21 protein-coding genes are annotated in these 24,185 nt (G+C 70.4%); 12 read left to right on the top strand and 9 right to left on the bottom strand.

All coding sequences use genetic code 11. The features are described 5' to 3' along the window. Window positions 1–52: 52 nt before the first annotated feature. On the top strand, window positions 53–1,123 hold the full coding sequence (locus ACFWY6_RS08640) for an alpha/beta hydrolase family protein (RefSeq protein ID WP_384687489.1): 1,071 nt from the start codon (window positions 53–55) through the stop codon (window positions 1,121–1,123). A 25-nt stretch (window positions 1,124–1,148) separates the two neighbouring features. On the opposite strand, the gene ACFWY6_RS08635 is transcribed toward ACFWY6_RS08640, so the two are convergent. Then, complete coding sequence (locus ACFWY6_RS08635) at window positions 1,149–1,700, bottom strand: CGNR zinc finger domain-containing protein (RefSeq protein WP_384687488.1); 552 nt, start codon at window positions 1,698–1,700, stop codon at window positions 1,149–1,151. Between the two features lie 130 nt (window positions 1,701–1,830). Between ACFWY6_RS08635 and ACFWY6_RS08630 the strand changes: the two genes are divergently transcribed. The 5 genes from ACFWY6_RS08630 to ACFWY6_RS08610 all read left to right on the top strand — a co-directional run bounded on the left by ACFWY6_RS08630 (window position 1,831) and on the right by ACFWY6_RS08610 (window position 7,051). Beyond that, entirely contained in the window at window positions 1,831–2,295 is a 465-nt protein-coding gene (locus tag ACFWY6_RS08630; RefSeq protein ID WP_266866917.1) for a VOC family protein, read from the top strand. A gap of 40 nt (window positions 2,296–2,335) precedes the next feature. Continuing rightward, window positions 2,336–3,229, top strand: coding sequence for a pyridoxamine 5'-phosphate oxidase family protein (locus tag ACFWY6_RS08625; RefSeq protein WP_384687487.1), 894 nt, complete (start codon window positions 2,336–2,338; stop codon window positions 3,227–3,229). 82 nt (window positions 3,230–3,311) lie between these two features. Beyond that, window positions 3,312–3,761 carry an NUDIX hydrolase gene (locus ACFWY6_RS08620; RefSeq protein WP_384687486.1) on the top strand — a complete coding sequence of 150 codons (450 nt, stop codon included), beginning with the start codon at window positions 3,312–3,314 and terminating at the stop codon, window positions 3,759–3,761. 255 nt (window positions 3,762–4,016) lie between these two features. Continuing rightward, window positions 4,017–5,804, top strand: coding sequence for a TIGR03767 family metallophosphoesterase (locus ACFWY6_RS08615; RefSeq protein ID WP_384687485.1), 1,788 nt, complete (start codon window positions 4,017–4,019; stop codon window positions 5,802–5,804). A gap of 71 nt (window positions 5,805–5,875) precedes the next feature. Further along, window positions 5,876–7,051 carry a serine hydrolase domain-containing protein gene (locus ACFWY6_RS08610; protein ID WP_384687484.1) on the top strand — a complete coding sequence of 392 codons (1,176 nt, stop codon included), beginning with the start codon at window positions 5,876–5,878 and terminating at the stop codon, window positions 7,049–7,051. Between the two features lie 90 nt (window positions 7,052–7,141). Here the strand turns inward: ACFWY6_RS08610 and ACFWY6_RS08605 are convergent, their stop codons facing one another. Both ACFWY6_RS08605 and pepN read right to left on the bottom strand, forming a co-directional pair. Further along, window positions 7,142–8,197 (bottom strand): hypothetical protein, encoded by a 1,056-nt coding sequence (locus tag ACFWY6_RS08605; protein WP_384687483.1) that lies wholly within the window; start codon window positions 8,195–8,197, stop codon window positions 7,142–7,144. Window positions 8,198–8,492: 295 nt separating this feature from the next. Next, on the bottom strand, window positions 8,493–11,075 hold the full coding sequence (gene pepN / locus ACFWY6_RS08600) for an aminopeptidase N (protein ID WP_384687482.1): 2,583 nt from the start codon (window positions 11,073–11,075) through the stop codon (window positions 8,493–8,495). 177 nt (window positions 11,076–11,252) lie between these two features. Here pepN and ACFWY6_RS08595 point away from each other — a divergent pair, with 177 nt between their 5' ends. Next, window positions 11,253–11,894 (top strand): DsbA family protein, encoded by a 642-nt coding sequence (locus ACFWY6_RS08595; protein WP_384687481.1) that lies wholly within the window; start codon window positions 11,253–11,255, stop codon window positions 11,892–11,894. A gap of 170 nt (window positions 11,895–12,064) precedes the next feature. Here ACFWY6_RS08595 and ACFWY6_RS08590 read toward each other — a convergent pair whose 3' ends face one another. The 3 genes from ACFWY6_RS08590 to ACFWY6_RS08580 form a co-directional block, all read right to left on the bottom strand. Next, a complete protein-coding gene (locus ACFWY6_RS08590) occupies window positions 12,065–12,715 on the bottom strand; it encodes a superoxide dismutase (RefSeq protein ID WP_384687480.1) in 651 nt (216 codons plus the stop codon). A 252-nt stretch (window positions 12,716–12,967) separates the two neighbouring features. Further along, window positions 12,968–14,407, bottom strand: coding sequence for an amino acid permease (locus tag ACFWY6_RS08585; RefSeq protein ID WP_384687479.1), 1,440 nt, complete (start codon window positions 14,405–14,407; stop codon window positions 12,968–12,970). A gap of 146 nt (window positions 14,408–14,553) precedes the next feature. Continuing rightward, window positions 14,554–16,050, bottom strand: coding sequence for an amino acid permease (locus ACFWY6_RS08580; protein WP_384687478.1), 1,497 nt, complete (start codon window positions 16,048–16,050; stop codon window positions 14,554–14,556). A 277-nt stretch (window positions 16,051–16,327) separates the two neighbouring features. Between ACFWY6_RS08580 and ACFWY6_RS08575 the strand changes: the two genes are divergently transcribed. Next, window positions 16,328–16,906 carry a biotin transporter BioY gene (locus ACFWY6_RS08575; RefSeq protein WP_266866941.1) on the top strand — a complete coding sequence of 193 codons (579 nt, stop codon included), beginning with the start codon at window positions 16,328–16,330 and terminating at the stop codon, window positions 16,904–16,906. Here ACFWY6_RS08575 and ACFWY6_RS08570 read toward each other — a convergent pair. Then, window positions 16,896–18,227: an FAD-binding oxidoreductase gene (locus ACFWY6_RS08570; RefSeq protein ID WP_384687477.1), complete on the bottom strand. Its 1,332-nt coding sequence runs from the start codon at window positions 18,225–18,227 to the stop codon at window positions 16,896–16,898. The two genes, ACFWY6_RS08575 and ACFWY6_RS08570, sit on opposite strands and share 11 nt — an antisense overlap. 158 nt (window positions 18,228–18,385) lie before the next feature. Here ACFWY6_RS08570 and ACFWY6_RS08565 point away from each other — a divergent pair, with 158 nt between their 5' ends. Further along, on the top strand, window positions 18,386–19,438 hold the full coding sequence (locus ACFWY6_RS08565; RefSeq protein ID WP_384687476.1) for a serine/threonine-protein kinase: 1,053 nt from the start codon (window positions 18,386–18,388) through the stop codon (window positions 19,436–19,438). Here ACFWY6_RS08565 and ACFWY6_RS08560 read toward each other — a convergent pair. Beyond that, window positions 19,435–20,949 (bottom strand): amino acid permease, encoded by a 1,515-nt coding sequence (locus ACFWY6_RS08560; protein WP_384687475.1) that lies wholly within the window; start codon window positions 20,947–20,949, stop codon window positions 19,435–19,437. The genes ACFWY6_RS08565 and ACFWY6_RS08560 overlap by 4 nt on opposite strands. A gap of 173 nt (window positions 20,950–21,122) precedes the next feature. Between ACFWY6_RS08560 and ACFWY6_RS08555 the strand changes: the two genes are divergently transcribed. From ACFWY6_RS08555 to ACFWY6_RS08545, 3 genes are all read left to right on the top strand, one after another. Then, window positions 21,123–21,608, top strand: a complete 486-nt coding sequence (locus ACFWY6_RS08555; protein ID WP_361820260.1) for a ribose-5-phosphate isomerase — start codon at window positions 21,123–21,125, stop codon at window positions 21,606–21,608. 122 nt (window positions 21,609–21,730) lie between these two features. Continuing rightward, the gene (locus ACFWY6_RS08550) at window positions 21,731–22,549 is read left to right on the top strand and encodes an Fpg/Nei family DNA glycosylase (protein ID WP_384687474.1); all 819 of its coding nucleotides are present in this window, start codon (window positions 21,731–21,733) and stop codon (window positions 22,547–22,549) included. A 63-nt stretch (window positions 22,550–22,612) separates the two neighbouring features. Beyond that, window positions 22,613–22,843: a superinfection immunity protein gene (locus tag ACFWY6_RS08545; RefSeq protein WP_384687473.1), complete on the top strand. Its 231-nt coding sequence runs from the start codon at window positions 22,613–22,615 to the stop codon at window positions 22,841–22,843. On the opposite strand, the gene ACFWY6_RS08540 is transcribed toward ACFWY6_RS08545, so the two are convergent. Further along, the gene (locus ACFWY6_RS08540; RefSeq protein ID WP_384687472.1) at window positions 22,840–24,069 is read right to left on the bottom strand and encodes a GNAT family N-acetyltransferase; all 1,230 of its coding nucleotides are present in this window, start codon (window positions 24,067–24,069) and stop codon (window positions 22,840–22,842) included. The genes ACFWY6_RS08545 and ACFWY6_RS08540 overlap by 4 nt on opposite strands. Window positions 24,070–24,185: the final 116 nt, after the last annotated feature.

Here is a 24,185-nt window from a genome sequence, read left to right as displayed (position 1 = left end):
GCCAGGGCCTGAACCTTCGCGTCGTGACGGTCCCCGCCCCAAGGATGTTCGTATGGTTTCTCGACGCACTCTTCTGCAAGGCACCCTATTCGGGAGTGCCGCCGCCCTGTTGCCCACGGCTGCGACCGCATCCGGTGGCGGCCCGTCGCTCCTGCTGCCCGCGCCCGCCGGCCCGTACCCCGTAGGCATGCGGACGGTCCATCTGACGGATCCTGCCCGTACCGACCCATGGGTGGGCGGCGTGCGGGAGTTGATGCTGACCGTCCTGTACCCGGCCCGGTCAGTGCGCGGCTTCGTCCGGGCCCCGCAGCTCACCCCGGACGAGGCCGGGGCGTTCGCCGAGCTCGCGCCACGGATCCACCCGGGGCTGCCGGAGCAAGGAGCGGTGGACTGGGGCGCGGTCCTCACGCACGGGTACGTGGGTGCGCCGCCGCTGCCCGGGCGGCGACCGGTGCTGGTGTACTCACCGGGCGGCGGCGACTCCCGCACGCTTGGCACAAGCCTCGCCGAGGACCTGGCGAGCCACGGCCGGGTGGTCGTCCTCGTCGACCACCCCGGTGACGCTTCCCAGGTGGAGCTGCCGACCGGGATGAGGACGACCGTCCTGGCCGGACCGCCGGACCCGGCGACCTTCCGCACGATGGTGGACACGCGGATCGCGGACCTCCGCCTGGTCCTCGACCGGCTCGGCGGCCTGCCGCTCGCCCCGGTCATGGACCTCTGCCGGATCGGGTTCTACGGACACTCGGCAGGCGGCACAGCAGTGGTCTACGCGGCCCGCGGCGACCGCCGGGTCGGCGCGGTGGCGAACCTGGAGGGCTATCTCGACCTGTACCCGCCGATCGGCTTCGACCGGCCGCTGTTGCTGTTCCGCACCGAACGATTCGAGGGCGCCCCCCGTATCGAGTCCTCCTGGGCGAACCTCCGCGGCCGCCGTGCGCTCCTCGCCGACGCCGACCACTGGGCGTTCACCGACTACGGCCCGCTCGTCCCGCAGCTCCAGACCAGCGGTCTCATGACCGCGAGGGCACGGGCCGCGCTCGTCGGCACCGGCGACCCTGCGGTGACACTCGCTCAGGTACGGCGCCGGGTCGGGATCTTCTTCGCCCGCCATCTCTCGTAGCGGGACCGCGGGCAACCGCCCAGCCCTAGCCCTCGCGGGACCGCGCGTAATGGCGAGACGCCTTCGCCCGGTTGCCGCACGCCGCCATCGAGCACCACCGCCGGGTGCCGTTCCGCGACGTATCGAAGAAGTGCAGGACGCACGCCTCGTGGGCGCACCGCCGGATCCGGTCGGGCGCCGTGGCGAGCAGTTCCAGGTAGTTCCGGGCGGCCAGCCATGCCGCGCCCCATGTCGGGTCCTTGAACTCGGCTTCTTCGCCGGGGCCTTGCTCGTCCAGGGTCGCCCGGATCCGCCCGTGCCCGAGGATCTTGTTCACGCGGGCGACCCCCGCGGGCTCGCCCGGCGCGTCCACCACCGAGGCGATCGCGTCCCGTGCCCGCAGGACATGCTCAAGCGTCCGCCCGTCCGCCTCGAAGCGGTCCGCGATGCCGTTGGCGGCGAGCCAGATGCCGAGACCCTCGACATCGGTCAGCAGGTCCTGGCGTACGCCGTCCAGCATCCACCGGGTGTTGAGCAGGTCGAGGGAGAGCGGCTCGCCGACGAGGGGGCGAGGGTCGCGAGCGGCATCGGCGGACATGGTGGCTCCCTTCACGGCTAACCAGTAAAGGGTACGTGACCGGTTGACGCTCGCCGTGTCTAACCTTTAATCTAAATGTGAGCGGTTAGCCCACGCCGGGCGGGCCGCCGCCGCTGACAAGGGGAGAGTCATGACCGCGACCAGCACGCCGAGCGCACTCCGCACCGGCCACATCGGCCTGAACGTCACCGACCTGGACCGCTCGCTCGCCTTCTACCGGGACGTCATCGGCTACGGCGTGATCGGCGAGGGCAAGGAGGAGGGCCGCAGGTTCGCCTTCCTGGGGGAGGGCACACGGCCCGTCCTCACGCTCTGGCAGCAGGCCGGTGCCGCGTACGCCGCCGGAAACGCAGGCCTGCACCACCTGGCGATCGAGGTCGACACCATCGAGCAGGTCCGCGCGTACGAAAGCGCCCTGCGTGCGTACGGTGTGGAGTTCGCCTACGACGGCGTCGTCCCGCACGGCGAGGGCGCCGCGTCCGGCGGCATCTTCTTCCACGACCCGGACGGCACCCGCCTTGAGATCTACTCCCCGACCGGTGCCGAGACGGCCACCGCACCCGTGGAGTCGGCACCCACCTGCGGCTTCTTCTGAGCCTGTACGCCCGTAACCCCGGAAGGACGCGATGAACCCCATGGCCTCGCACGCACCCGAAGGGCCCTACCACCACGGCTCCCGCACCGTCCAGGACCGCGTCGGCGTACGCGACCTCGCCGATCACGTGGGCCGCTCCATAGGTCAGGGCATCCGCCCGGTGGCCGCCGCCTTCCTCGAACTCCAGCCCATGCTGGTGCTCGGCGGCGCGGACACCGAGGGCGCCGTCTGGGCCTCGCTGCTCACCGGCGCCCCCGGGTTCGTGCGGGCCACGGGGCCGCAGCAGATATCGGTCCGGGGAGGCGTGCACGCAAAGGATCCGCTGGCCCGGAGCCTCGCCCGCGAAGGCACCCCTGTCGGAACCATCGCCCTCGACCCCCGCACCCGGCGCCGTATGCGGCTCAACGGCAGGGCGCGCCCCACTCCGCGCGGCCTGGCGATCGAGGCCGAGCAGGTCTTCTCGAACTGCCCCAAGTATCTGCAGAAGCGGGACCTCCTGGAGGGGAAGGCGCCGGGCCGCCCCGCCTCGCCCCGCCACGGAGTGAAACTCACCGGCGACCAGCGCGCGTTCATCGCTGCCGCCGACACCTTCTTCCTCGCCACCGTCCACGAGCACGGCGCCGACGCCAGCCACCGGGGCGGCGACCCGGGATTCGTCGAGGTGCCGTCCCCCTACGAGCTGGTCTGGCGGGACTACCCGGGCAACTCCATGTTCCTGACCCTCGGCAACCTCGCCGCCGACCCCCGCGCCGGGCTCCTCTTCCTCGACTGGGCGACCGGCACCACCCTCCAGCTCTCCGGCACGGCCCGCACGGAATACGCGCCGGACGGTTCCCGCACGGTCCGCTTCACCGTCGAAAGGACCGCGGAAACCCTGGGAGCGAGCCCCTATGCGTGGTCGCCGCCCGAGTACTCACCGGCGAACCCGCGATAGCGATAGCGATAGGACGACCGTAGAAGGACCGTATAAAGCCCTATTAGGTCTGGCGGGACCCTATTAGGTCTAGCGTCAGCCTGTGCACAAAGAGCTCCGGGTGGCGGCCTACGCCGTATGCGTACGCGACGGGCAGGTGTTGCTGGCCCGCTGGGTGGCGGGCGACGGCAGCAAACGCTGGACGCTGCCCGGCGGCGGCATGGACCACGGGGAGGATCCGTACGACACGGTGATCCGCGAGGCGGACGAGGAGACGGGCTACGTCATCGAGCCGGTCACGCTGCTCGGCATGGACTCCCTGCGCCGCCGCTACCCCCGCAGGCTCGGCGCCGTCGCCGACTTCCACGGCCTGCGCATCATCTACGAGGCCGGGATCACCGGCGGCGAGCTGCGCCACGAGACCGACGGCTCGACCGACCTCGCGGCATGGCACCCGCTGGACGCCGTCCCCGAACTCGACCGGGTCGGGCTCGTCGACATCGGCCTCGGCCTCTGGCGGGAGCGCCCCGCCGACGGCCACCTGGCGACCTGAGGCTCCAGTGCCCCTTCCCTTCCCCGAAAGGTGAACATGGAGTGACCGCCTCCTCTACGCCCGGAGAGGGGTTGATGGCCGCGCAGGGTGCCCGATGATCCACGTACGGTGATCGGCGCTGCCCGTTGCGGTCTCGTTAACGTGCAGGTCATCCCGGATGCCAACGATCCAGTACGAGCGGGAAGTTCGGGCAGTGCAGCACGCCGGACTCCCCGCGACCACTGCCGACGCGTTCGCAATCGGGGAGACCGCGCCATGCCGCGCATACGCTCTGTCGCCACCGCCGCCAAGACCGCCACCCACTCCGTCGCCTCCGCCGCATCGGCCGTGGACCGCCGGGCCTTCCTCGCGGCCACCGGAGCGGTCTCCCTCTCCGCGGGCGTCGGCTACGCGCTCCGGCCGGGCAGCAGCCATGCCGCCGCGGGCGGCCCCGCCCCCGTCGCGCTCTCCCGGCCCGCGCCCGCCGCGCCCCTGATGCCGTACCGGGGCGGCACCACCCTGGCCACGGTTGCCGCCCCGCGCGGCGGCTCCGGATACCGGCGGCTCGGCGACGGGCCCGCCTGGGAGCGGGTGGTCCGCGGCGACCTGGCCGCCGCCAAGCCCGGCCGCGAGGGGCGGCGTACCGCGCTCGCCGCGTTCGTCCAGTTCACCGACCTGCATCTGGTCGACGTACAGCACCCGCTTCGGTACGAGTATCTGCGCGCCCAGACCGCGAGCGCCTGGCGCCCGCAGGAGGCCCTGTCGGTCGCGGGCGCGGTCGCGCTCGTCGAGCGGGTGAACGCGCTGCGCGGCGCGCCCGCCACCGGATCGCCGCTGCACTGCGTGGTGACGACCGGCGACAACACCGACAACAACTCCCGCTCCGAACTCGACTGGTTCCTCAAGGCGATGAGCGGCGGCCGCATCACCCCCAACACCGGTGACCCGCGCCGCTACGAAGGCGTACAGGACAGCGGGCTCAAGCTCTACTGGCATCCGGACGGCGACCTCCGCGACGCCGACAAGGCCCGGGGCTTCCCGCGGGTCGACGGCTTCCTCCAGGCCGCGCTCCGCGAGGTCAACAGCCCCGGCCTCGCGCTCCCTTGGTACTCGACCGTCGGCAACCACGACGCGCTGCCCGGCGGCTGCTGGGGCCCCGGAGACTCGTACTTCACCGAATTCGCCGTCGGCGGGCGGAAGTTGATGTCCCTTGACGAGTCGCGCGGCGCCGCCCTGTGGAAGGCCGTCAAGAAGGGGCGCGATCCCAAGGGCGCCCAGTTCAAGGATCTCCTGAAGAGCGAGTCACGGCGGATGCGCTCGGTCACCCCGGACGAGAGCCGGGCGCCCTTCACCCCCGCCGAATACGTCCATGCGCACCTGGACCCGGCGTACAAGGGCCACGGCCCGGTCGGCCACGGCTACACGCAGGAGAACCTCGACGCGGGCACCCAGTACTACTCCTTCCGCATCAGCGACGACGTACTCGGCATCAGCCTGGACACGACGGACCCCGCGGGCCACTACGAAGGCTCCATCGGAACAGACCAACTGAACTGGCTGGAGCGGGAGCTGAAGGCCAACGAGAAGAAGGACGGCGGCTCCCACGTCGTCGTGTTCAGCCACCACACCAGCAAGACCATGCGGAACCTCCGCCAGGACCCGCACCGCCCGCGCGAGGCCCGGCACGGCGGCGACGAGATCGTCGCCCTGCTCGGCCGCCACCGCTCCGTCCTCGCCTGGGTCAACGGCCACAGCCACAAGAACGACATCACCGCGCACCAGACCCCGCACGGCTCCTTCTGGGAGGTCTCCACGGCCTCGCACATCGACTTCCCGCAGCTGGCCCGCGTCGTGGAGCTGACCGACAACCACGACGGCACCATCTCCCTGTTCACCACCCTGATCGAGTCGTCGGCCCCGCACCGCACGGACTACGCCGACCTCTCGCAGACCGGCCTCGCCGCGCTCTACCGCGAGCTCTCCTTCAACGCACCGGGCGCGAAGCCCACGCTGGGCGGCGAGCCGGGCGACCGGAACACGGAACTGATCCTCCGGAAGGGCTAAATCCCGCTCAACCCGCGCGGTCCTGTCAACTCCGCGCCCGCGCCGCGAGTCCCCTGAGTCGACCACGTTCGATGACGAAGGGACAGCGGATGTCGATGCGTACGGGGATCACGGGGGTGGCGGCGGTCGTGGCCGCGACACTGGCGGCGGGTGCGTTCGCGGCGCCCGCGCTCGCCTCGGCGCCCGGGTCCGGGCACGGGGACCGGCACCGGGCGACCCAGAAGGCGATGGAGGCCGCCGTCAACGAGGACGCCCCCGGTGTGACCGTCCAGGCCAGGGACCGGCACGGGGCCTGGAACTCCGCCGCCGGCGTCGGCAACCTCCACGACCAGAGCCCGCGCGGGGCCCACGACCACTACCGCGTCGGCAGCATCACCAAGACCTTCGTCGCCACCGTGCTGCTCCAGCTGGAGGCCGAGGGGGAGCTCGACCTGGACGACAAGGTCGGGCGGTGGCTGCCGGGCGTCGTCGAGGGCAACGGCCACGACGGCGACAGGATCACGGTGCGACAGCTCCTCAACCACACCAGCGGCGTCTTCGACGTGTCGTCGGACGAAGGCTTCCAGGAGAAGGTGTTCACGGAGAAGTTCCTCGAACACCGCTATGACACCTGGACCCCCGAAGAGGGGGTAGCCATCGCCATGCGCCACAAGCCGGACTTCGAGCCCGGCAAGGGCTGGAAGTACTCCAACACCAACTACGTCCTGGCCGGAATGATCATCGAGAAGGTGACGGGCGCGTCGTACGCGGACGAGATCCGACGGCGGGTCATCGAACCGCTCGGCCTGCACCACACCACCCTGCCCGGCACGGACGCGTCGATGCCGGAGCCCAGTTCACGCGCGTACACAAAGCTGTCCGACGCCCCGGACGCCAAGAACCACGACGTGACGGAGTTCAACCCGTCCGTGGCGGGCGCGGCGGGCTCGATGATCTCCGACTCGGCCGACCTGAACCGCTTCTACAGCGCACTCCTGCGCGGCAAGCTGCTGCCGAAGAAGCAGCTCGCCGCGATGAAGACGACCGTCCCGAGGGGCGAGGACCGGCCCGACAGCCGGTACGGGCTCGGCCTGGAGAGCCTCAAGACGTCCTGCGGCAAGGTCGTCTGGGGCCACGGCGGCGACATCCACGGCTCGTCGTCGATGGCGGGCACGACGGCGAACGGCCGCCATGCGCTGGCGCTGAACTTCAACGGGCCCGCGGGGGACGGCCCTTCGGTCCTGGAGGCGGAGTTCTGCGGCAAGTAGACCCATGACGCGTACGCGAAAGGGGGCGGGGCCCGCCGTCCGGGTCCCGCCCCCTTTCGCTCCCCTCCTATCGGGCGGCGCCGCCCCGCGTCATCTGGGCAGCACCACCACGTACGCCGCCGGGTCACGGTCGGTCGCGGCCATCAGCGCGGTCCGTACGACGGTCGCCTGCTGTTCGAGCGAATCCCGCAGCTTCTTGGGCGTCAGATGGACCACGGTGATGCCGAGCCGCTCCAAGTGCTCGCGCTTACGGGCGTATTCGGACCACAGGGCGTCGTCCTCCTGACGGAAGCCGTGACGCGGCGCCCGGGTGTCGAGCTCGACCGCGACGGCCAGATCGGGCCAGTAGGCGTCGACGCCCCCCAGATGCGGCCCGCCGGGCAATCGCAGATCGACGTTCCAGAGCGGATCGGGAAGACCGTGCTCGGTGACCATCTGGTAGAGCCGGTCCTCGGCGATCGCCCGCCCCTCGGCGATCAGCGAGTCGACTGCGTTCACCACATGGGGGCGGGCGAGCAGCCGCGCCTGGTTCAACTCCCGCACGATGGCGGCCGGTTCGCAGTGCCCGCCGCGCACCGCCTCGGTGAGCAGCCTGCGCACCGCAGCGGCCTCGGAGAGCCCCGCCACCGCGTCGGCGAGCGCACGTGGCACCGGTGCCACCGGAACTCCCGTGATCTGTACGGCGGTCGGCAGCGCCGGGGTCCGCACCAGGCGCGCGAATCCGGTGGACCGCAGCCGCCGGGTGCGGGGCACCAGGATGTCGATGCGGTCGAGCGAGAGCAGCGGGGGAGCGGACGAGAAGCGGTGCAGGGCGAGCGCCGCGAGGCCGGTGATCAGCGCGTCGGCGTACGGGGCGTGGGCCTCGCCCGGGCCGGGCTGCGCGGGCACGGTCTTCGCCGCCTTGGCCGGCGGCCGCCCCGCGTACAACAGGGCGCCGTGCAGCCGCTCTTCAGGGGTCGGCGGCCCCGGGTGCAGCAGGCACACCCCCGGGAGCAGCTGCTGCCAGGGCCCTTCCGGGCGGCAGTGGGCGGCCGTGTCGGCGGCGGAGATGCCGTGGGCGCGCAGCTGGGCGGTGCTCATGACGCGGCGCTGGACGTCGGCGAGGCGCTGCTGGGGGCGGGGGGAGAGCGGGGTGTTGTGGTTCATGACCGGGCTATCCCCGCCCCCACTCGCCCCCCTAACCGCTGTTACACGCCCGTCGACATAACCGGACAACCCTGCACTAAAGTGCAGACGTTCGACTGCCGAAAAGGCCCGTTTCTGCTCGGTACGTTCCACGGGCCGCCGCTTGATTCGCCTGCCCGCGTCGTGGACAGACGTTCCGCACGGCGAACCCCGCCCCGGTCGCCCGCGTTGTGGGCAGGCGTTCCGCACGGCGGAACGGGTGGGCACAACGCCACGCTGCCGAGCACCGATGAACGAGGCGCCCACCCAAGTCGACCTACGAAGCGGCGGCGGCAGCCGAATCGCAAGCCTGCGCGCGCAGAGACCGCGCGAGGTCATCGCGGGCCTCGACGACAAGCCGCCGCAGCGCAGGAGCGGAACCCGCATGCGCCGCGAGCCACGCGTCCGCCGCGTCCACCGTCCCCTGACGGTCCTGCAGATGAGGGAACAGCCCCTTGACGACGTCCATCCCGATCTGGATGGACCGCTCCTCCCACACCCGCTCGATCGCAGCGAAGTACTTCTCCGCGTACGGCGCGGTCAACTCCCTCTGGGAGGCCTGAGAGAACCCCGAGATGGTCGCCCCGACCAGCGCGTTGGACAGCGCGTCGGACTCCACCACGGCGGCCCACGCCTGCGCCTTGACCGCCGCGGAAGGCCGCGAGGCCAGGCACCGCACCTGATGCCGCTTGCCCGAAGCGGTGTCGTCCCGCGCCAGCTCCACGCCGAGGACCTTCTCGTCGGCGACCCCGTGCGAGGCCAGCGGGCCGAGGAAGGCCCATCGCAGCTCCTGGTCGACATCGAGCCCGTCGATCTTCGCCGTGCCGTCCAACAGCCCCCGCAGCAACTGCAGATCGGCGTCCGAAGAGGCCACCGCCGCGAAGAACCGCGCCCACGTCAACTGGTGCTGGCTGCCCGGCTCCGCGATCCGCAGCTCCCGCAGCGCACCCTCGGCGAGCGCACGCCCGCCCTCCTCGCGCCACGCGGGCGCCGCGTAGTGCGTGAGCGCGGAGTCCGCCCACGCGTGCAGCATCTGCAGCACCCCGATGTCGCTCTCGCGCCCCGCGAACCGCAGCACGAGCCCGATGAAGTCCCGCGCGGGCATGAGCCCGTCCCGCGTCAGGCTCCACAGCGCCGACCAGCACAGGGCACGGGCGAGGGGATCGGTGATGTCGCCGAGGTGCTCCCGCAGCGTGACGAGGGAGTTCTCGTCGAAACGGATCTTGCAGTACGTCAGGTCGTCGTCGTTGACCAGGACCAGCTCGGGAGCCTCCTCGCCGGCCAGCTCGGTGACGACCGTGCGCGGCCCGTCGACATCAAGCTCCGCGCGTGCGTACCGCGTCAGCTCGCCCTCGACGGAGCGGCGGTACAGGCCCACCGCCACACGGTGCGGCCGCAGTTCGGGGTGCGACTCGGCCGCTTCCTGGACCACGGAGAGCTCCGTGATCCGCCCCTCCGCGTTCAGAATCACCTGCGGGGTCAGGGAGTTGACTCCCGCCGTCTGCAGCCAGGACCGCGACCAGGACGCCATGTCGCGCCCGGACGTCTCCTCCAGGACCGAGAGAAGGTCGCCGAGGCGGGTGTTGCCGTACGCGTGCCGCTTGAAGTAGCGCCGCGCGCCTTCGAGGAACGCGTCACGCCCGACGTACGCCACCAGCTGCTTCAGAACCGAAGCGCCCTTCGCGTACGTGATCCCGTCGAAGTTGAGCTTGGCGGCCTGCAGGTCGTGGATGTCGGCCGTGACCGGGTGGGTGGAGGGGAGTTGATCGGCGCGGTACGCCCACGCCTTGCGGTTGTTGGCGAAGGTGATCCAGCCGTTGGTGAAGCGGGTCGCCTCGACCATGGAGAAGGAACCCATGAAGTCGGCGAAGGACTCCTTGAGCCACAGGTCGTCCCACCAGCGCATGGTGACGAGGTCGCCGAACCACATGTGCGCCATCTCGTGCAGGATCACATTGGCCCGGCGCTCGTACGAAGCCTGGGTCACCTTGCCGCGGAAGATGAACTCCTCGCGGAAGGTCACACAGCCCGGGTTCTCCATCGCGCCCAGGTTGTACTCCGGCACGAAGGCCTGGTCGTACTTCCCGAACGGGTACGGGTAGTCGAAGTTGTCGTGGAAGAAGTCGAGGCCCTGCTTCGTCACCAGGAAGACGTCGTCGGCGTCGAAGTGCTTGGCGAGGCCCTTGCGGCAGAGCGCGCCGAGCGGGATCTCCAGGGTCGTGCCGTCGTCGAAGGTGCGGCTGTAGGAGTCCGTCACGTAGTGGTACGGACCGGCGACCACGGCCGTGATGTACGTCGAGATCGGCTTGGTCTCGGCGAACTTCCATACGCCGTCGGCCAGTTCACCGGAGCCGTTGGACCACGCCGTCCAGCCCTCCGGGGCCTGCACCTCGAACCGGAAGGGCGCCTTCAGGTCGGGCTGCTCGAAGTTGGCGAAGACCCGGCGGGAGTCGGCGGGCTCGTACTGCGTATAGAGATAGACCTCGCCGTCCTCCGGGTCGACGAAGCGGTGCATGCCCTCGCCGGTGCGGCTGTAGGCGCACTGGGCGTCCACCACCAGCTCGTTCTCCGCGGCCAGGTCCTCCAGGGTGATCCGCGAGCCGTCGAAGACCTCGGAGGGGTCGAGGTCCTTGCCGTTGAGGGAAACGGCCGTGACGCTCGGGGCGATCAGATCGGCGAAGCTCGTGGCGCCGGGCTCCGCTGAGCGGAAGCGGATCGTGGTGACGGAGCGGAAGGTGCGCGGCTCGTGGTCGCTCTCGCCGATCGCGGAGCGCAGGTCGAGAAAGACCTCGTACCCGTCGACGGACAACAGCGCGGCCCTTTCCTGGGCCTCGTCGCGGGACAGATTCTCACCGGGCACGGGCGGCACTCCCTTGTGACTCGCATGTCTGAAGCCGTGGATCGCACGACTCGTACGCAGGTCTCGTACGAATGTCACGATCCTCGCATGTGCGGTCGGCACCCGGTATCCGGGAATGCCCTGGTGCGTCACCGACGTTTCCCCCGCCAGATGCGAACGGATTCCTTAGGGAGAGACATGTCCGAGAACGGCACCAAGACCCCCGTCGACTTCTGGTTCGACCCGCTGTGCCCCTGGGCCTGGATGACGTCCCGTTGGGTCCTCGAGGTCGAGAAGGTCCGCGACATCGAGGTCCGCTGGCACGTGATGAGCCTCGCCGTCCTGAACGAGGACAAGATCGACGAGCTCCCCGAGGAGTACCGCGAGATGCTCGCGACGAAGGCCTGGGGCCCGGTCCGCGTGGTCATCGCCGCCCAGCAGAAGCACGGCGAAGAGATCACCGGAGCGCTCTACACCGCGCTCGGCACCCGCTTCCACAACCGCGGCGAGGGCCCGACCATCGAGGCGGTCACCGCCGCACTCAAGGACGTCGGCCTGCCCGAGGATCTCGCGCGGTACGCGGACTCCGACGAGTACGACACGCAACTGCGCGCCTCGCACAAGGAGGGCATAGACAAGGTCGGCCAGGACGTGGGCACCCCGGTCATCGCCGTCCCCGGAGCGGACGGCGAGCAGATCGCCTTCTTCGGCCCCGTGGTGACCCCCGCCCCCAAGGGCGAGGAGGCGGCCAAGCTCTGGGACGGCACGCTCATGGTGGCCTCGGTCCCCGGCTTCTACGAGATCAAGCGGACGCGGACGCAGGGGCCGATCTTCGACTGACCCCATGGTCCCGGTACTGCCCAGGGACACGAACAGAAAGGCCCCCGTGAGTCACGTCCTCACGGGGGCCTTTCCTCTGTCCGCCTGCTTCAGTGAAGGTTGAGAAGACGATCACGAGGCAGGCCGTTCGGGGGGCCGCCGCCGAGGGGGAGCCCGGCGGCGGCCGTGGCTCAGGGCGTCAGCAGCAGGCTGTTCACACGCTGCTTCGCGGCCTCGTAACGCTTCGCCACGTCCTGCCAGTTGACGACCTGCCACATGGCCTCGATGAAGTCGACCTTCTGGTTCTTGTACTGCAGGTAGAAGGCGTGCTCCCAGGCGTCGAAGACCAGGATCGGCGTCGAGCCCTGGCCGACGTTGCCCTGGTGGTCGTAGACCTGCTCGACGATGAGGCGGTTGCTGAGCGGCTCGTAGGCGAGCACGCCCCAGCCCGAACCCTGCGTCGTCGCCGAGGCCTTGGTCAGCTGGGCCTTGAACTTGGCGAAGGAGCCGAAGGACTCGGCGATCGCGTCCGCGAGGTCGCCGACGCCGTCCACGGCCAGCGGCTCGCCGCCGCCACCGTCCTTCGGGCCGTTCATGTTGTGCCAGTAGATGCTGTGCAGGATGTGGCCCGAGAGGTGGAAGGCCAGGTTCTTCTCCAGGCCGTTGATGGCGCCCCACGTCTCCTTGTCGCGCGCCTCCTCCAGCTGCTCGAGGGTGTCGTTCGCGCCCTTCACGTACGCCGCGTGGTGCTTGTCGTGGTGCAGCTCGATGATCTGCGGGTTGATGACCGGTTCGAGCGCCGCGTAGTCGTACGGAAGTTCAGGAAGCGTGTAAATGGCCATGGTCCGAGCCCTCCGACTGCTGCTCTGCTGTGCTCTGCTGTGGTGCAACGCTTATTGCAATCTATGTGCAACTGCAGGCTAGCAGCAGGAGTGGCGCGGTGTTGATCAGCCCTTGGTCCTAGGCCCCGGACACGCCAGAGGGGGGGGGGGCGCGTGGTCGGGGGGCCGCGGGCGGCGACGTGGGTTTTGAGGGGCCGCCCCCCCCCCCCCCCCGCCCCCCACCGCCGCGGCCCCCCCTGTCTGACGTGAGGGTTACTCGGCGGCCACCGCCGCCGCCCGCTTCTCCGCCGCCTTCTGCCGCGCGAACCCGATCGCCGCGAGCGCCAGCGTCAGCGCGCCCGTGGCCAGGAGCTGCTTGCGGGTGTCCGGCTGCTCCGTCATCAGGTAGAAGATGTACGCCATCGCGGCCAGGGCGACCCAGGTCAGGAACGGGTAGGCCCACATCTTCACGACCAGCTTCTGAGGCTCCTCGCGCTCCGTCCTGCGGCGCAGGATCAGCTGCGAAGCGGCGATGAAGATCCAGACGACCAGGATCATCGCGCCGATCATGTTGAGCAGCCAGGGGAAGACGTCGTCCGGGCGCCAGTAGCTGAGCAGGACGCAGACGAAGCCGAAGACCGAGGAGGCGAGGACCGCGAGGCGCGGGACGCCGCTGTGGACACGGCCGAGCACCTTGGGGCCCTGGCCGCGCTGGATCAGCGAGTACGACATGCGCGAGGCGCCGTAGATGTTGGCGTTCATCGCGGAGAGCAGGGCGATCAGGACGATGACGTTCATGATCTGGCCGGCGCCGGGGATGCCCAGGTGGTCGAGCGTGGCGACGTAGGGGCCCTTCGTCGCGACCTCCTTGTTGTCCCACGGCAGCAGCGTGACGACGACCATCATCGAGCCGACGTAGAAGAGGGCGATGCGCCACATCGCGGTACGCACGGCCTTGGCGACGGACTGGACCGGGTTCTCGGACTCCGCTGCCGCGATCGTGACGGTCTCCAGACCGCCGTACGCGAAGACGGATGCGAGGAGGCCGATGATCAGGCCGTCCGTGCCGTTCGGCATGAACCCGCCCTCGCCGGTGAGGTTCGCGGTGCCGGGGGCGGGCGCGTCCGAGCCGGGCAGGATGCCGAGGATCGCCAGGACGCCGATGCCGAGGAAGAGCGCGATGGCGCCGACCTTCAGCGCGGCGAACCAGAACTCGAACTCGCCGAAGTTCTTCACGGCCGTCAGGTTGGCGCCGCAGAACACCAGCATGAAGAGCGCGACCCAGGCCCACTCGGGGCTGTCGGGGAACCAGCCCACCATGATCTTCGCGGCGCCGATGCCTTCGAGGCCGACGGCGACGCAGAGCAGGAACCAGAAGCCCCAGCCGGCGGTGAAGCCCGCCCAGGGTCCGATCGCGCGCTCGGCGTGGACCGAGAAGGAACCGGAGGCCGGGTTCGCGGCCGACATCTCGCCGAGCATGCGCATCACGAGCATGACCAGCGCGCCGGATATCGCATAGGCGAGCACGATCGAGGGCCCGGCCGCGGCGATACCGGCTCCGGAGCCCACGAAGAGGCCGGCGCCGATGACGCCACCGAGGGCGATCATCGAGAGATGCCGCTGCTTGAGGCCGTGGACCAGCGGCGAATCGACCTTGGGGGCCTCGGGGGCCGCGTCGGGTGCTGCGTCCTGGGAGGTGGACGTCCGAGACATGGGCGAGCCCTGTTCAGTAGCTGAGACGGGGGAGCGAGCGGCCCACAGTCTGAAGTCCGGTACCGCTGACAGGGAACACCTGACCGCTATACGGACACGACGCTCACACGTTGTGAAGGTATGGCCACGAAATGTTCACACCTGCTTCACGCGTGACTCGGACGTCCCTCGCGCCACTCCCGCAGCCCGGCCACCGCCAGGACGAGCCCCGTCGCGCCCGCCGACCACAGCAACTGCGGCCGCGCCCCGTCGTCCGTCAGCATCAGCCCGAGCACGGCGGCCATCGCCGCGAGCGCCGCCCACGTCAGATAGGGGAAGGCCCACATGCGCAGCACGAGCCGCTCCGGCGCCTCGCGCTCGATGCGCCGCCGAAGCCGCAGCTGCGACACCGCGATCAGCGCCCACACGAAGAGCAGCACCGCGCCGACCGAGTTGAGCATGTAGAGGAAGACCGAGTCCGGCCACTTCAGATTGAGTACGACGGATACGAAGCCGAAGGCGACGGAGGCGAGCACCGCACGCCGCGGGACACCGCCGCCCGACACCTTCAACAGCGCCTTCGGGGCCTCGCCGCGCTCGGCGAGCGAGAAGATCATCCGGGAGGAGCCGTAGAGGTTGGCGTTGAGCGCCGAGAGCAGCGCCACGAACACCACGATGTTCATGATCGTGCCCGCGGACGGCACCCCGATCGAGTCGAGGACCGTCACATACGGACTGACGCCCGCCTTCTCCGCCGTCCAGGGCAGCACCGTCACGATGACCAGCATCGAACCGACGTAAAAGAAGAGGATGCGGTAGACGGCGCTGCGCACGGCGCGGGCGACGGAGCGCACCGGATCGTCGGACTCGGCGGCCGCGATCGTCACGACCTCGAGCCCGCCGAAGGCGAAGACGACGGCGAGCACGCCGGAGGTGACGCCCTCCCAGCCGTTGGGCAGAAACCCGCCGTGCCCGGTGAGGTTGGTGAACCCGACCGGGTTCGTGTCGGGCAGCACCCCGAAGACCGCGAGCAGCCCGAGCACCAGGAACGCGACGATCGCGAAGACCTTCAGGGCGGCGAACCAGAACTCGAACTCGCCGAAGTTCTTCACGGCGGCGAGGTTGGCGCCCGTGAACACCAGCATGAAGACGAGGACCCAGGCCCACTGCGGTACGCCCGGCGCCCAGCTGTTGGCGATCTGCGCGGCCCCGGTCGCCTCCACGGCGAGCACGACGACGAGCAGGAACCAGTAGAGCCACCCGACGCTGAACCCCGCCCAGCGCCCGAGGGCACGCTCGGCGTGCACGGAGAAGGACCCCGACGCGGGCATCGCGGCCGACATCTCACCGAGCATCCGCATCACACACATCGCGAGCGCCCCCGCGATCAGATACGAGACGACGATCCCGGGCCCGGCAACAGCAATCCCGGCCCCGGACCCGACGAAAAGCCCGGCTCCGATGACGCCGCCGAGCCCAAGCATGGTGAGGTGCCGCTGCTTAAGTCCCCCGCCGAGCGGTTCAGGCTCGGCCTCCATGGTTGTGGGCAGGCGTTCCGCACGGCGAGTGGGGTCTCCCCTGCTCGAGCGAAGCCGAGAGCTTGGGGAAGGGTGGGCACAACCCTCACTGCCGGGCGCCGACTGATCGGGGGGTGCGTCGTGCATGGAGACTCAAGCTGCTCTCGGGATCACAAAAAACTTGGCGGGAACCCACAGTGTCGCCGGGCGACAGCCCTCCGCGCAAAACAGCCCCAAGCCGCCACCCGCCGAGGTGACAAGCATCACGCCCCCCGCAGGGGTACCCCCCGCACTTTGTACAGAGCCCACCACCGAGGCCCCCGGCACCTTGTCGCCCACCGCCGGTGATCCCCGCCCACGCCTGAGATAGCGTCACGGGGTCCCACCTCCCCGTCCCAGAACGCCCAGAACCCGCGGAGTCCCGATGAGCATCGCCGCCGTCTCTTCCCGTCCCGGCCAGGTCCTCGCGGACCTGCTCCCCGCGTCCCGCGCGAAGGACGCGGCCTTCGTCATCGGCGGCGCCGCCCTCACCGGCATCGCTGCCCAGATCGCCGTGCCCGTACCGGGCTCCCCCGTTCCGGTGACGGGACAGACCTTCGCCGCGCTCCTCGTCGGTACCGCCCTCGGCGCCCGCCGCGGCTTCCTCTCCCTCGCGGTGTACGCCCTCGTCGGCATGGCCGGCATGCCGTGGTTCGCGCAGGCCGGTTCCGGCGTCGCGGCGCCGTCCCTCGGCTACGTCCTCGGCATGCTGCTCGCCGCCACCGTGGTCGGCGCCCTCGCCCGCCGCGGCGGCGACCGTTCCGTGCTGCGCACCGCGGGCACGATGGTGCTCGGCTCGGCGATCATCTACGCGGTCGGCGTCCCGTACCTGGCCGCCGCGACCGGCATGTCGCTGACCCAGGCCGTCGCCGCGGGGCTCACGCCCTTCCTGATCGGCGACGCCGTCAAGGCCGCGCTCGCGATGGGCGCGCTGCCCACGGCGTGGAAGTTCCTCAACCGGTAGCGGTCACCCCATAGTTCCGCCTGAAGAGGTTCGCCGGGTCGTACGTGGCCTTCAGCCCGGCGAGCCTCTTCCGCGTTCCGGCGTCGTACAGGCCCTCGGGACGGTCCCCGGCGGCGAAGGCGAAGTTGAGCAACCGCCCCTCGCCCGCGAAAAGTCCGAAGGCCCGCGCCTGCACGGCCCGCACCGCGTCGATGTCCGTGCCGTCCAACGGCGAGAGCACCCGCACCAGCCACCCCGCGTCCCGGTACGGCACCGCGTTCCCCGAGGGCTTCGCCAGCGCCCCGCCCAGCTGGTTGATCTGGACGACGTGCATCTTCTCGGCGGCAGGACCGGTCATCGCGAACAGCTCGCACGCCGCCGCGACATCCAGCTCGCCCACCACCACGCTGTCTCCGTAGTAGGAATGCGGGAAGTCGGGGTCGCTGTGGATGGTGTGGCTGTCGGTGTACGGCATCTCCCGCAGCGAGTCCGACACCGTGGGCCCGATCTCCCGCAGCGGCGCCACAAGACGTTCACCCGCCGCCTCGGAGCCCGTGTAGGCGACCCGGACGGTCACGAGATAGCGGCCCCGCAGCTGCGGCGGCAGCTGCGGCAGGTCCGGGTAGACAAGGGCCGCCACCGATGAAGTCACCTCGTCCGGCACGGTCCGCGTCCACGCCTCGTACGCCCGCAGCACCGTCGCCGGGTCCACCTCGCGCCCGTCGAACTCGATCGCCCCGCCGTACACCCGCGCCACCGGCACCAGACCGATCTCCAGGGCCGTCACGACCCCGAGGTTCGCGCCCCCGCCGAGCAGCCCCCAGAACAGCTCGGGCTCGCTCTCCGCGGTGACGTGCCGCAGTGCGCCGTCCGCCGTGACGACATCGAGCCACCGGACGTGGTCGGCGGCGTACCCGAACTCCCTTGCCAGGACGCCGAGTCCGCCGCCCAGCGTGTACGAGACGGCGCCCACGCCCGGCGCCGAACCGTTCAGCGGGGCGAGCCCGTGCTCCGCAGCGGCCTCGACGACCTGGCCCCAGCGGACGCCCGCGCCCACGGTGACGGTGCGCGCGGCGGCGTCGACGCGGACGGAGTCCATCCGCCGGGTGCTGATCAGCACACCGCCCTCCGCGGCCCCCGGAAGCCCGTGCCCGGTGGCCTGCACGCCCACGGGCAGCCCCGCGTCGGCGGCGTACGAGACGGCGGCGACGACGTCATCGGCGCTCGAGGCCGCGAACACGATCTCAGGCCGCTGCGCGAAACCGGTCTGGAACCCGGCGGTCTCCGCGTCGTACCCGTCGTCGCCGGGCCGGAACACGAGTCGCCCATCGGTGAAGTCCACGGTGATCCTCCAAGCAGTGCCGGTCCGTTCGACCGGCTGACGGAACAGACCATCCCCGGAAAACCTGACACCTGCCGTCAAGTTTTCCGGCGTCCTTCCTGCCCTTAGAGAACCGCGTGAACTGTGCTGTCATGAAAGGAGGTTGGGGGTGAACGCCCATGCCGGAGCGTCGGGTGGCGGGCCGCTACCGCCTGCTCGAAGTCATCGGCCGTGGCGGCATGGGCCGTGTCTGGCGCGCGGCCGACGAGCTGCTCGACCGCGCTGTCGCCGTGAAGGAGATGCGGATCGACGCGGCCGACGGCGGCCCGGACTCGGAGGACACCCGTATACGCAGGGAGCGCGCGCTGCGCGAGGCGCGGGCCAGTGCGCGGATCGACCACCCCGGTGTCGTACGCGTCTATGACGTCGCCGAGGAGGACGGCCGCCTGTGGATCGTCATGGAGCTGGTCGACGCCCGGTCCCTCGCCCGGTACGTCGACGACGAGGGGCCGCTGGGCGAGCGCGAGGCGGCGCGGGTGGGCCTCGCCCTGGTGGCGGCGCTGCGGCGGGTGCACGCGGCGGGTGTGCTGCACCGTGACATCAAGCCGGCGAACGTGCTCATCGGCCCCGGTGACCGGGTCGTCCTCACCGATTTCGGCATCGCCGCGATCCAGGACACGGGCCGTCTGACGCAGGCGGGCCTGCTGGTGGGTTCGCCCGAGTACATGGCGCCCGAGCGGGTCTCCGGGGCGCCGCAGGGCCCGCCGTCCGACCTCTGGTCCCTCGGCGCGACACTCTGCGCGGCGCTGCGCGGCAGCTCGCCCTTCGCCCGTGAGTCGGCGCTGACGACGCTGGTGGCGGTGCTGCACGAGGAACCTGAACTGCCGCCGGAATCAAGCGGGTTACGTCCCCTGCTCGCGGCGCTCCTGGCCAAGGAGCCGGCGGGGCGGCCGGGCCTCGACGCGACGGAGGCGGCCCTGCGGGCGGCGCTCGGGGCGCAGCCCGCGGAGCCGCCTCCGGGGGAGGACGGGACGTCGGGTGCCGACTGGCGTCCGCGCGTCCTGACCGCCCTGGTCCTGCTGGTCACGGCCGCCGTGGCGGCCGTCATGTTCTTCACCGCGCGCGATCCGGGCGGCGGCGATCCACCGCCCGGACCGGGCTCACGGCCACCGACGGTGGCGGGTACGTCGACCACGCCACCGTCCGGCGGCTCCGGCTCCGGCTCCGGCTAGGCGTCGACGTCGACCGTGTCGTTGTCGGACACGGCGTCGCCGTCGGTCACGGCGTCGGCGTCGGTCACGGCGTCGGCGTCGGCGCGTGGCCGCACCTTCTCCCGTACGACCGAGAAGACCACCACGAACGCCGCGGCGAGCAGCGAGAGCAGCACCTGCTTGCGTCCTGCCTCGTCGGTCAGCATGTAGACGAGGACGAACGAGATCATCGCGATGGTGACCCACGTCAGATACGGGAAGAGCCACATCTTCACGACCAGCTTCTCGGGCTGCTCGCGCAGGATGATGCCGCGCATCCGCAGCTGCGTGAAGCAGATCATCAGCCAGACGAAGAGGGCCACCGCGCCCGACGAGTTCAGCAGGAAGTCGAAGACGGTGTCCTTCCACTGGTAGTTGAACCAGACGGCGACGAAGCCGAAGACGACCGAGCCGAGGATCGCGGCCTGCGGCACACCGCGGGAGTTGGTGCGCGCGAAGGACTTGGGCGCGTCACCGCGCTGGCCGAGCGAGAAGGCCATGCGGGAAGCGGTGTAGAGCCCGGAGTTGAGGCAGGAGAGAACGGCCGTCAGGACGATCACGTTCATGACCTGGCCGGCGTGCGGAATGCCGATCGAGTTGAGCGCGGCGACGTACGAGCCGTCCTTGACGATCGACTTGTCGTCCCACGGAAGCAGCGTGACGACGACGAAGATCGAGCCCAGGTAGAAGACGCCGATACGCCAGATGACGCTGTTCGTCGCCTTGGTGACGGCGCGCTGCGGGTCCTCGGACTCGCCGGCGGCCAGCGTGACGATCTCGGAGCCCATGAACGAGAAGACGACCATGAGCACACCCGTGAGGATGGCGCCCGCGCCGTTGGGCATGAACCCGCCCGCGTCGGTGAGGTGCGCGAATCCGGCGCCGGGGTTGTCGGAGCCGGGCAGCACGCCGAAGACGGCGAGCAGGCCGATGACCACGAAGCCGCCGATGGCGACGACCTTGATCCCGGCGAACCAGAACTCGAACTCACCGTAGGAGCCGACCGAGACGAGGTTCGTCAGGGTGAGCACCACCATCACGATGAGTGCCCAGCCCCACTGCGGTACGGCCGGTATCCAGCCATTGAGGATGACGGCACCCGCGGTGGCCTCCACCGCGAGCACGACGACCCAGAAGAACCAGTAGAGCCAGCCGATCGAGAAGCCGGCCCAGCGGCCGAGCGCCTGGTCCGCGTAGGTGGAGAAGGAGCCGGAGGTCGGCCGTGCGGCGGCCATCTCTCCGAGCATCCGCATCACGAGAACGACCATCGTGCCGACGAGAGCGTACGAGACGAGGATGGCGGGCCCTGCGGCGGCGATGCCGGAGCTGGAGCCGACGAAGAGGCCGGCGCCGATGACACCACCGATGGCGATCATGGACAGATGGCGATTTTTCAGCCCGGCCTTGAGGCCGTCACCGGTGTCACCAGACTGCGGATCCCCAGGTTCGTTGGGGTTGCGGTCTGCCTTCGCAAGGGAGGGTTGCGAGGTCATGGACGAATCCTTAAGTTCTCGGGTCACGAGCCCACGCATTCAAACGCAGGGGTGCCCGGGACGGAAGTCCTGACTCCGGATCGTGATATTCCGGCCCAATGGCCCAGACCTTGGTGACCAAGGTCCCGCCCCGGTCGCGGCCGCTCGCCCCGCGACGTGCCACACTCGGATCCATGCGCGTGTACCTCGGCTCGGATCATGCCGGCTACGAACTCAAGAACCACCTGGTCGAATGGCTCAAGAGCCACGGCCACGAGCCCGTCGACTGCGGGCCCCACATCTATGACGCCCAGGACGACTACCCCCCCTTCTGCCTCCGCGCCGCGGAGCGGACGGCGGCGGACCCGGAGTCCCTCGGCATCGTGATCGGCGGCTCCGGCAACGGGGAGCAGATCGCGGCGAACAAGGTCAAGGGCGTCCGTGCGGCCCTCGCCTGGAGTGAGCAGACCGCTGCGCTGGGCCGTGAGCACAACAACGCCAACGTGGTGTCGATCGGCGGCCGGATGCACACGCAGGAGGAGGCGACGAAGTTCGTCGAGATCTTCCTGTCCACCCCGTACTCGGACGAGGCGCGCCACACCCGCCGCATCGAGATGCTCTCCACGTACGAGACGACGGGCGAGCTGCCCCCCATCCCGGCCCACCACCCGCAGGGCTAGTTTCCTGGGGCTCCGCCCCGGACCTCGCTCCTCAAGCGCCGGAGGGCTGGCAGTTCAGCCCGTCCGGCGTTTGAGGACGAGCCCTTAAGGCGATTTCACCCGTACTACCCCCGGAGGGACCCGTGCCGGAGGGGCACACCATCCACCGGCTCGCGGAAGACCACCGCACCCGGTTCCAGGGCCGCGGCCCTCTCCGCGTCACCAGCCCCCAGGGCAAGTTCTCCGACAGCGCCGCCCTCCTCACCGGCCAGGCGCTGACCACCGCCGAGGCCCACGGCAAGCACCTCTTCCTCGGCTTCGGCGAAGCCGACTGGGTCCACATCCACCTCGGCCTCTTCGGCAAGTACACCCAGGGCGAGACCCCGGCCCCGCCCCCCACGGACACCGTCCGCCTCCGCCTCCTGAGCGACACGCACTACTCGGACCTCCGCGGCCCCACGACCTGCGCCCTGCTCACCGACGAGGAAAAGCAGGCGATACACGACCGCCTGGGCCCGGACCCGCTCCGGGAAGCGGACGACCCCGAGAAGGCGTACCGCCGCGTCTCGCGCAGCCGCACGACCATCGCCGCCCTCCTCATGGACCAGAAGGTCATCGCGGGCGTCGGCAACGTCTACCGCGCCGAGGTCCTCTTCCGGCACGGCATCGACCCGTACACACCGGGCAAGGACATCACCGCCGCCCAGTGGCAGGCGATCTGGCGGGACCTGGTGGACCTGATGCGCGAGGGCGTACGCCTCAACCGCATCGACACCGTCAGGCCCGAGCACACGCCGGAAGCGATGGGCCGCCCGCCCCGCGTGGACGACCACGGTGGCGAGGTGTACGTGTACCGCAGGGCCACCATGCCCTGCCACATCTGTGGCGGCGAGATCCGCACCGCCGATCTCGCCGCCCGCAATCTGTTCTGGTGCCCGCAGTGCCAGCGATCGGCGTCCTGAGCCCTCACAGGCGGCTCGCATAAGATCATCACTTGACCGAAACGCCAGTTCAACGGGGGTCTCATGTTCGCGTTCGAAGTCAGCTGGATAGACGGGCCGATCGCCATCGTGGCCGGCGTGCTCTTCGTCGCCGTCTACCTGCTGCCGTCCCTCATCGCCTTCAACCGGGGCGCCGAGCTCCGTTGGGTGATCCTCGTCATCAACCTCTTCCTCGGCGCCTCGTTCATCGGCTGGCTGGTCGCCTTCTACCTGGCGACCCGCCAACCGAAGCAGCCGTTGGGCATGACCGCCTAGAACCCGTGCGGCAGCCACGGCGCGACATCCGACCCGAAGGCCAGTGCCGCCTCCGCGAGCGCGCCGGGCCGCAGCTCCCGCACCCGGCCGGCCGCCGCGAGCGACATCAGGGAGTGACCGCCGAGATAGGCCGCACCCAACTCCCGTACGGACAGGGCGAGATCGGCGTCGTCGTCGGTACGCTCACAGGTCGCGCCCTTCACATCGCCGGTGAGCCGCCAACGCCCTTGGTTCCAGGGGCAGAAGGCGTCCTCGACGTCGAACACCAGGTTCACCGGCGCCCGGTAGGTGCGCGCCTCCAGGGCGGCGCCGACCTCCACCAGCCGTACGTGCAGCGAGTCGCGCACCCCGATGTTGCAGCGCCGCGGGTCCGTGACGAGCTGAAGCACCGCGTCGTCCATGGGGCGGCTGTGCGCCTCGACCTTGGACATCAGGTCGATGCCGAAGAGGAACCGCCACAGCGCCGCGTACGCCGCCGGGTCGTCGGCCTCCAGATCGCTCACCTTGACCGTGCCCTTGGGGCCCGCCGCGTCCCAGTCCGGCTTCGTACGGAAACGCGCGTACCCGACGAGTTCCCCGTCCCGCTCGGCGATTACGCACTGCAGCGGTGACGCCCCGTGCCGCTCGCTCTCGACGTCGAGCAGACCGAGCCGCTCCCAGCCGGGCTGCCGGGCCAGCATGCCCGGACGCTCGCCCACCCGGCGCGCGTAGAGCTCCTCGCACGCCGCGTGGACGTCGGCGGGCTTGGCGTACCGAAGCCGTACGTCGTCGGTGCCGGGCGGCACCGAGAGCCGGACCCGCGTCGTGTCGATCTCGGCCTTCAGCGCCTGCGTCGCCGCGCCGTACCCGAACCGGCCGTAGATGACGGGCTCGGACGCGGTGAGCACGGCCAGTGCCTCGCCCTTCGCGCGTACGTCGTCCAGCTGGCGGCGCATCATCGACGTCAGGATGCCGCGCCTGCGGTGCGTCGCCGCGACGCTCACCATCGTCACGCCCGCCGCGTCCACCAGGGCGCCACCCGGCACGGACAGGCGGAAGCTGAACGCTCCCGTCGTGCCGACGCAGGTGTCGCCGTCCCACGTCCCGAAGAAGCGGTCGAACTCGGTCAGCGCGTTCCAGAGCTCATGCTCCTCGGGTGCCTCGGCGACTCCGCCGAAGGCGAGCTCCAGCGTTCCGTAGTACTTGTCCCAGTCCTCAGGCCGCAACTCCCGCAATTCCGTCGTCATATGCCATGCCTACCAGGGTGAAGCGGGCGAAGCGACAGGATTTACGCGCGCTGACCGCGTGCCCCTGACGGGGGACAACGGGCACCTCCCGTGCGAAGTGTCTTGCCCGGTAGATA

Source organism: Streptomyces sp. NPDC059037 (assembly GCF_042740015.1).
Classification (GTDB): Bacteria; Actinomycetota; Actinomycetes; order Streptomycetales; family Streptomycetaceae; genus Streptomyces.
Note: the sequence above shows the minus strand (reverse complement) of the source record. Positions and strands in the feature narration are given on the sequence as shown.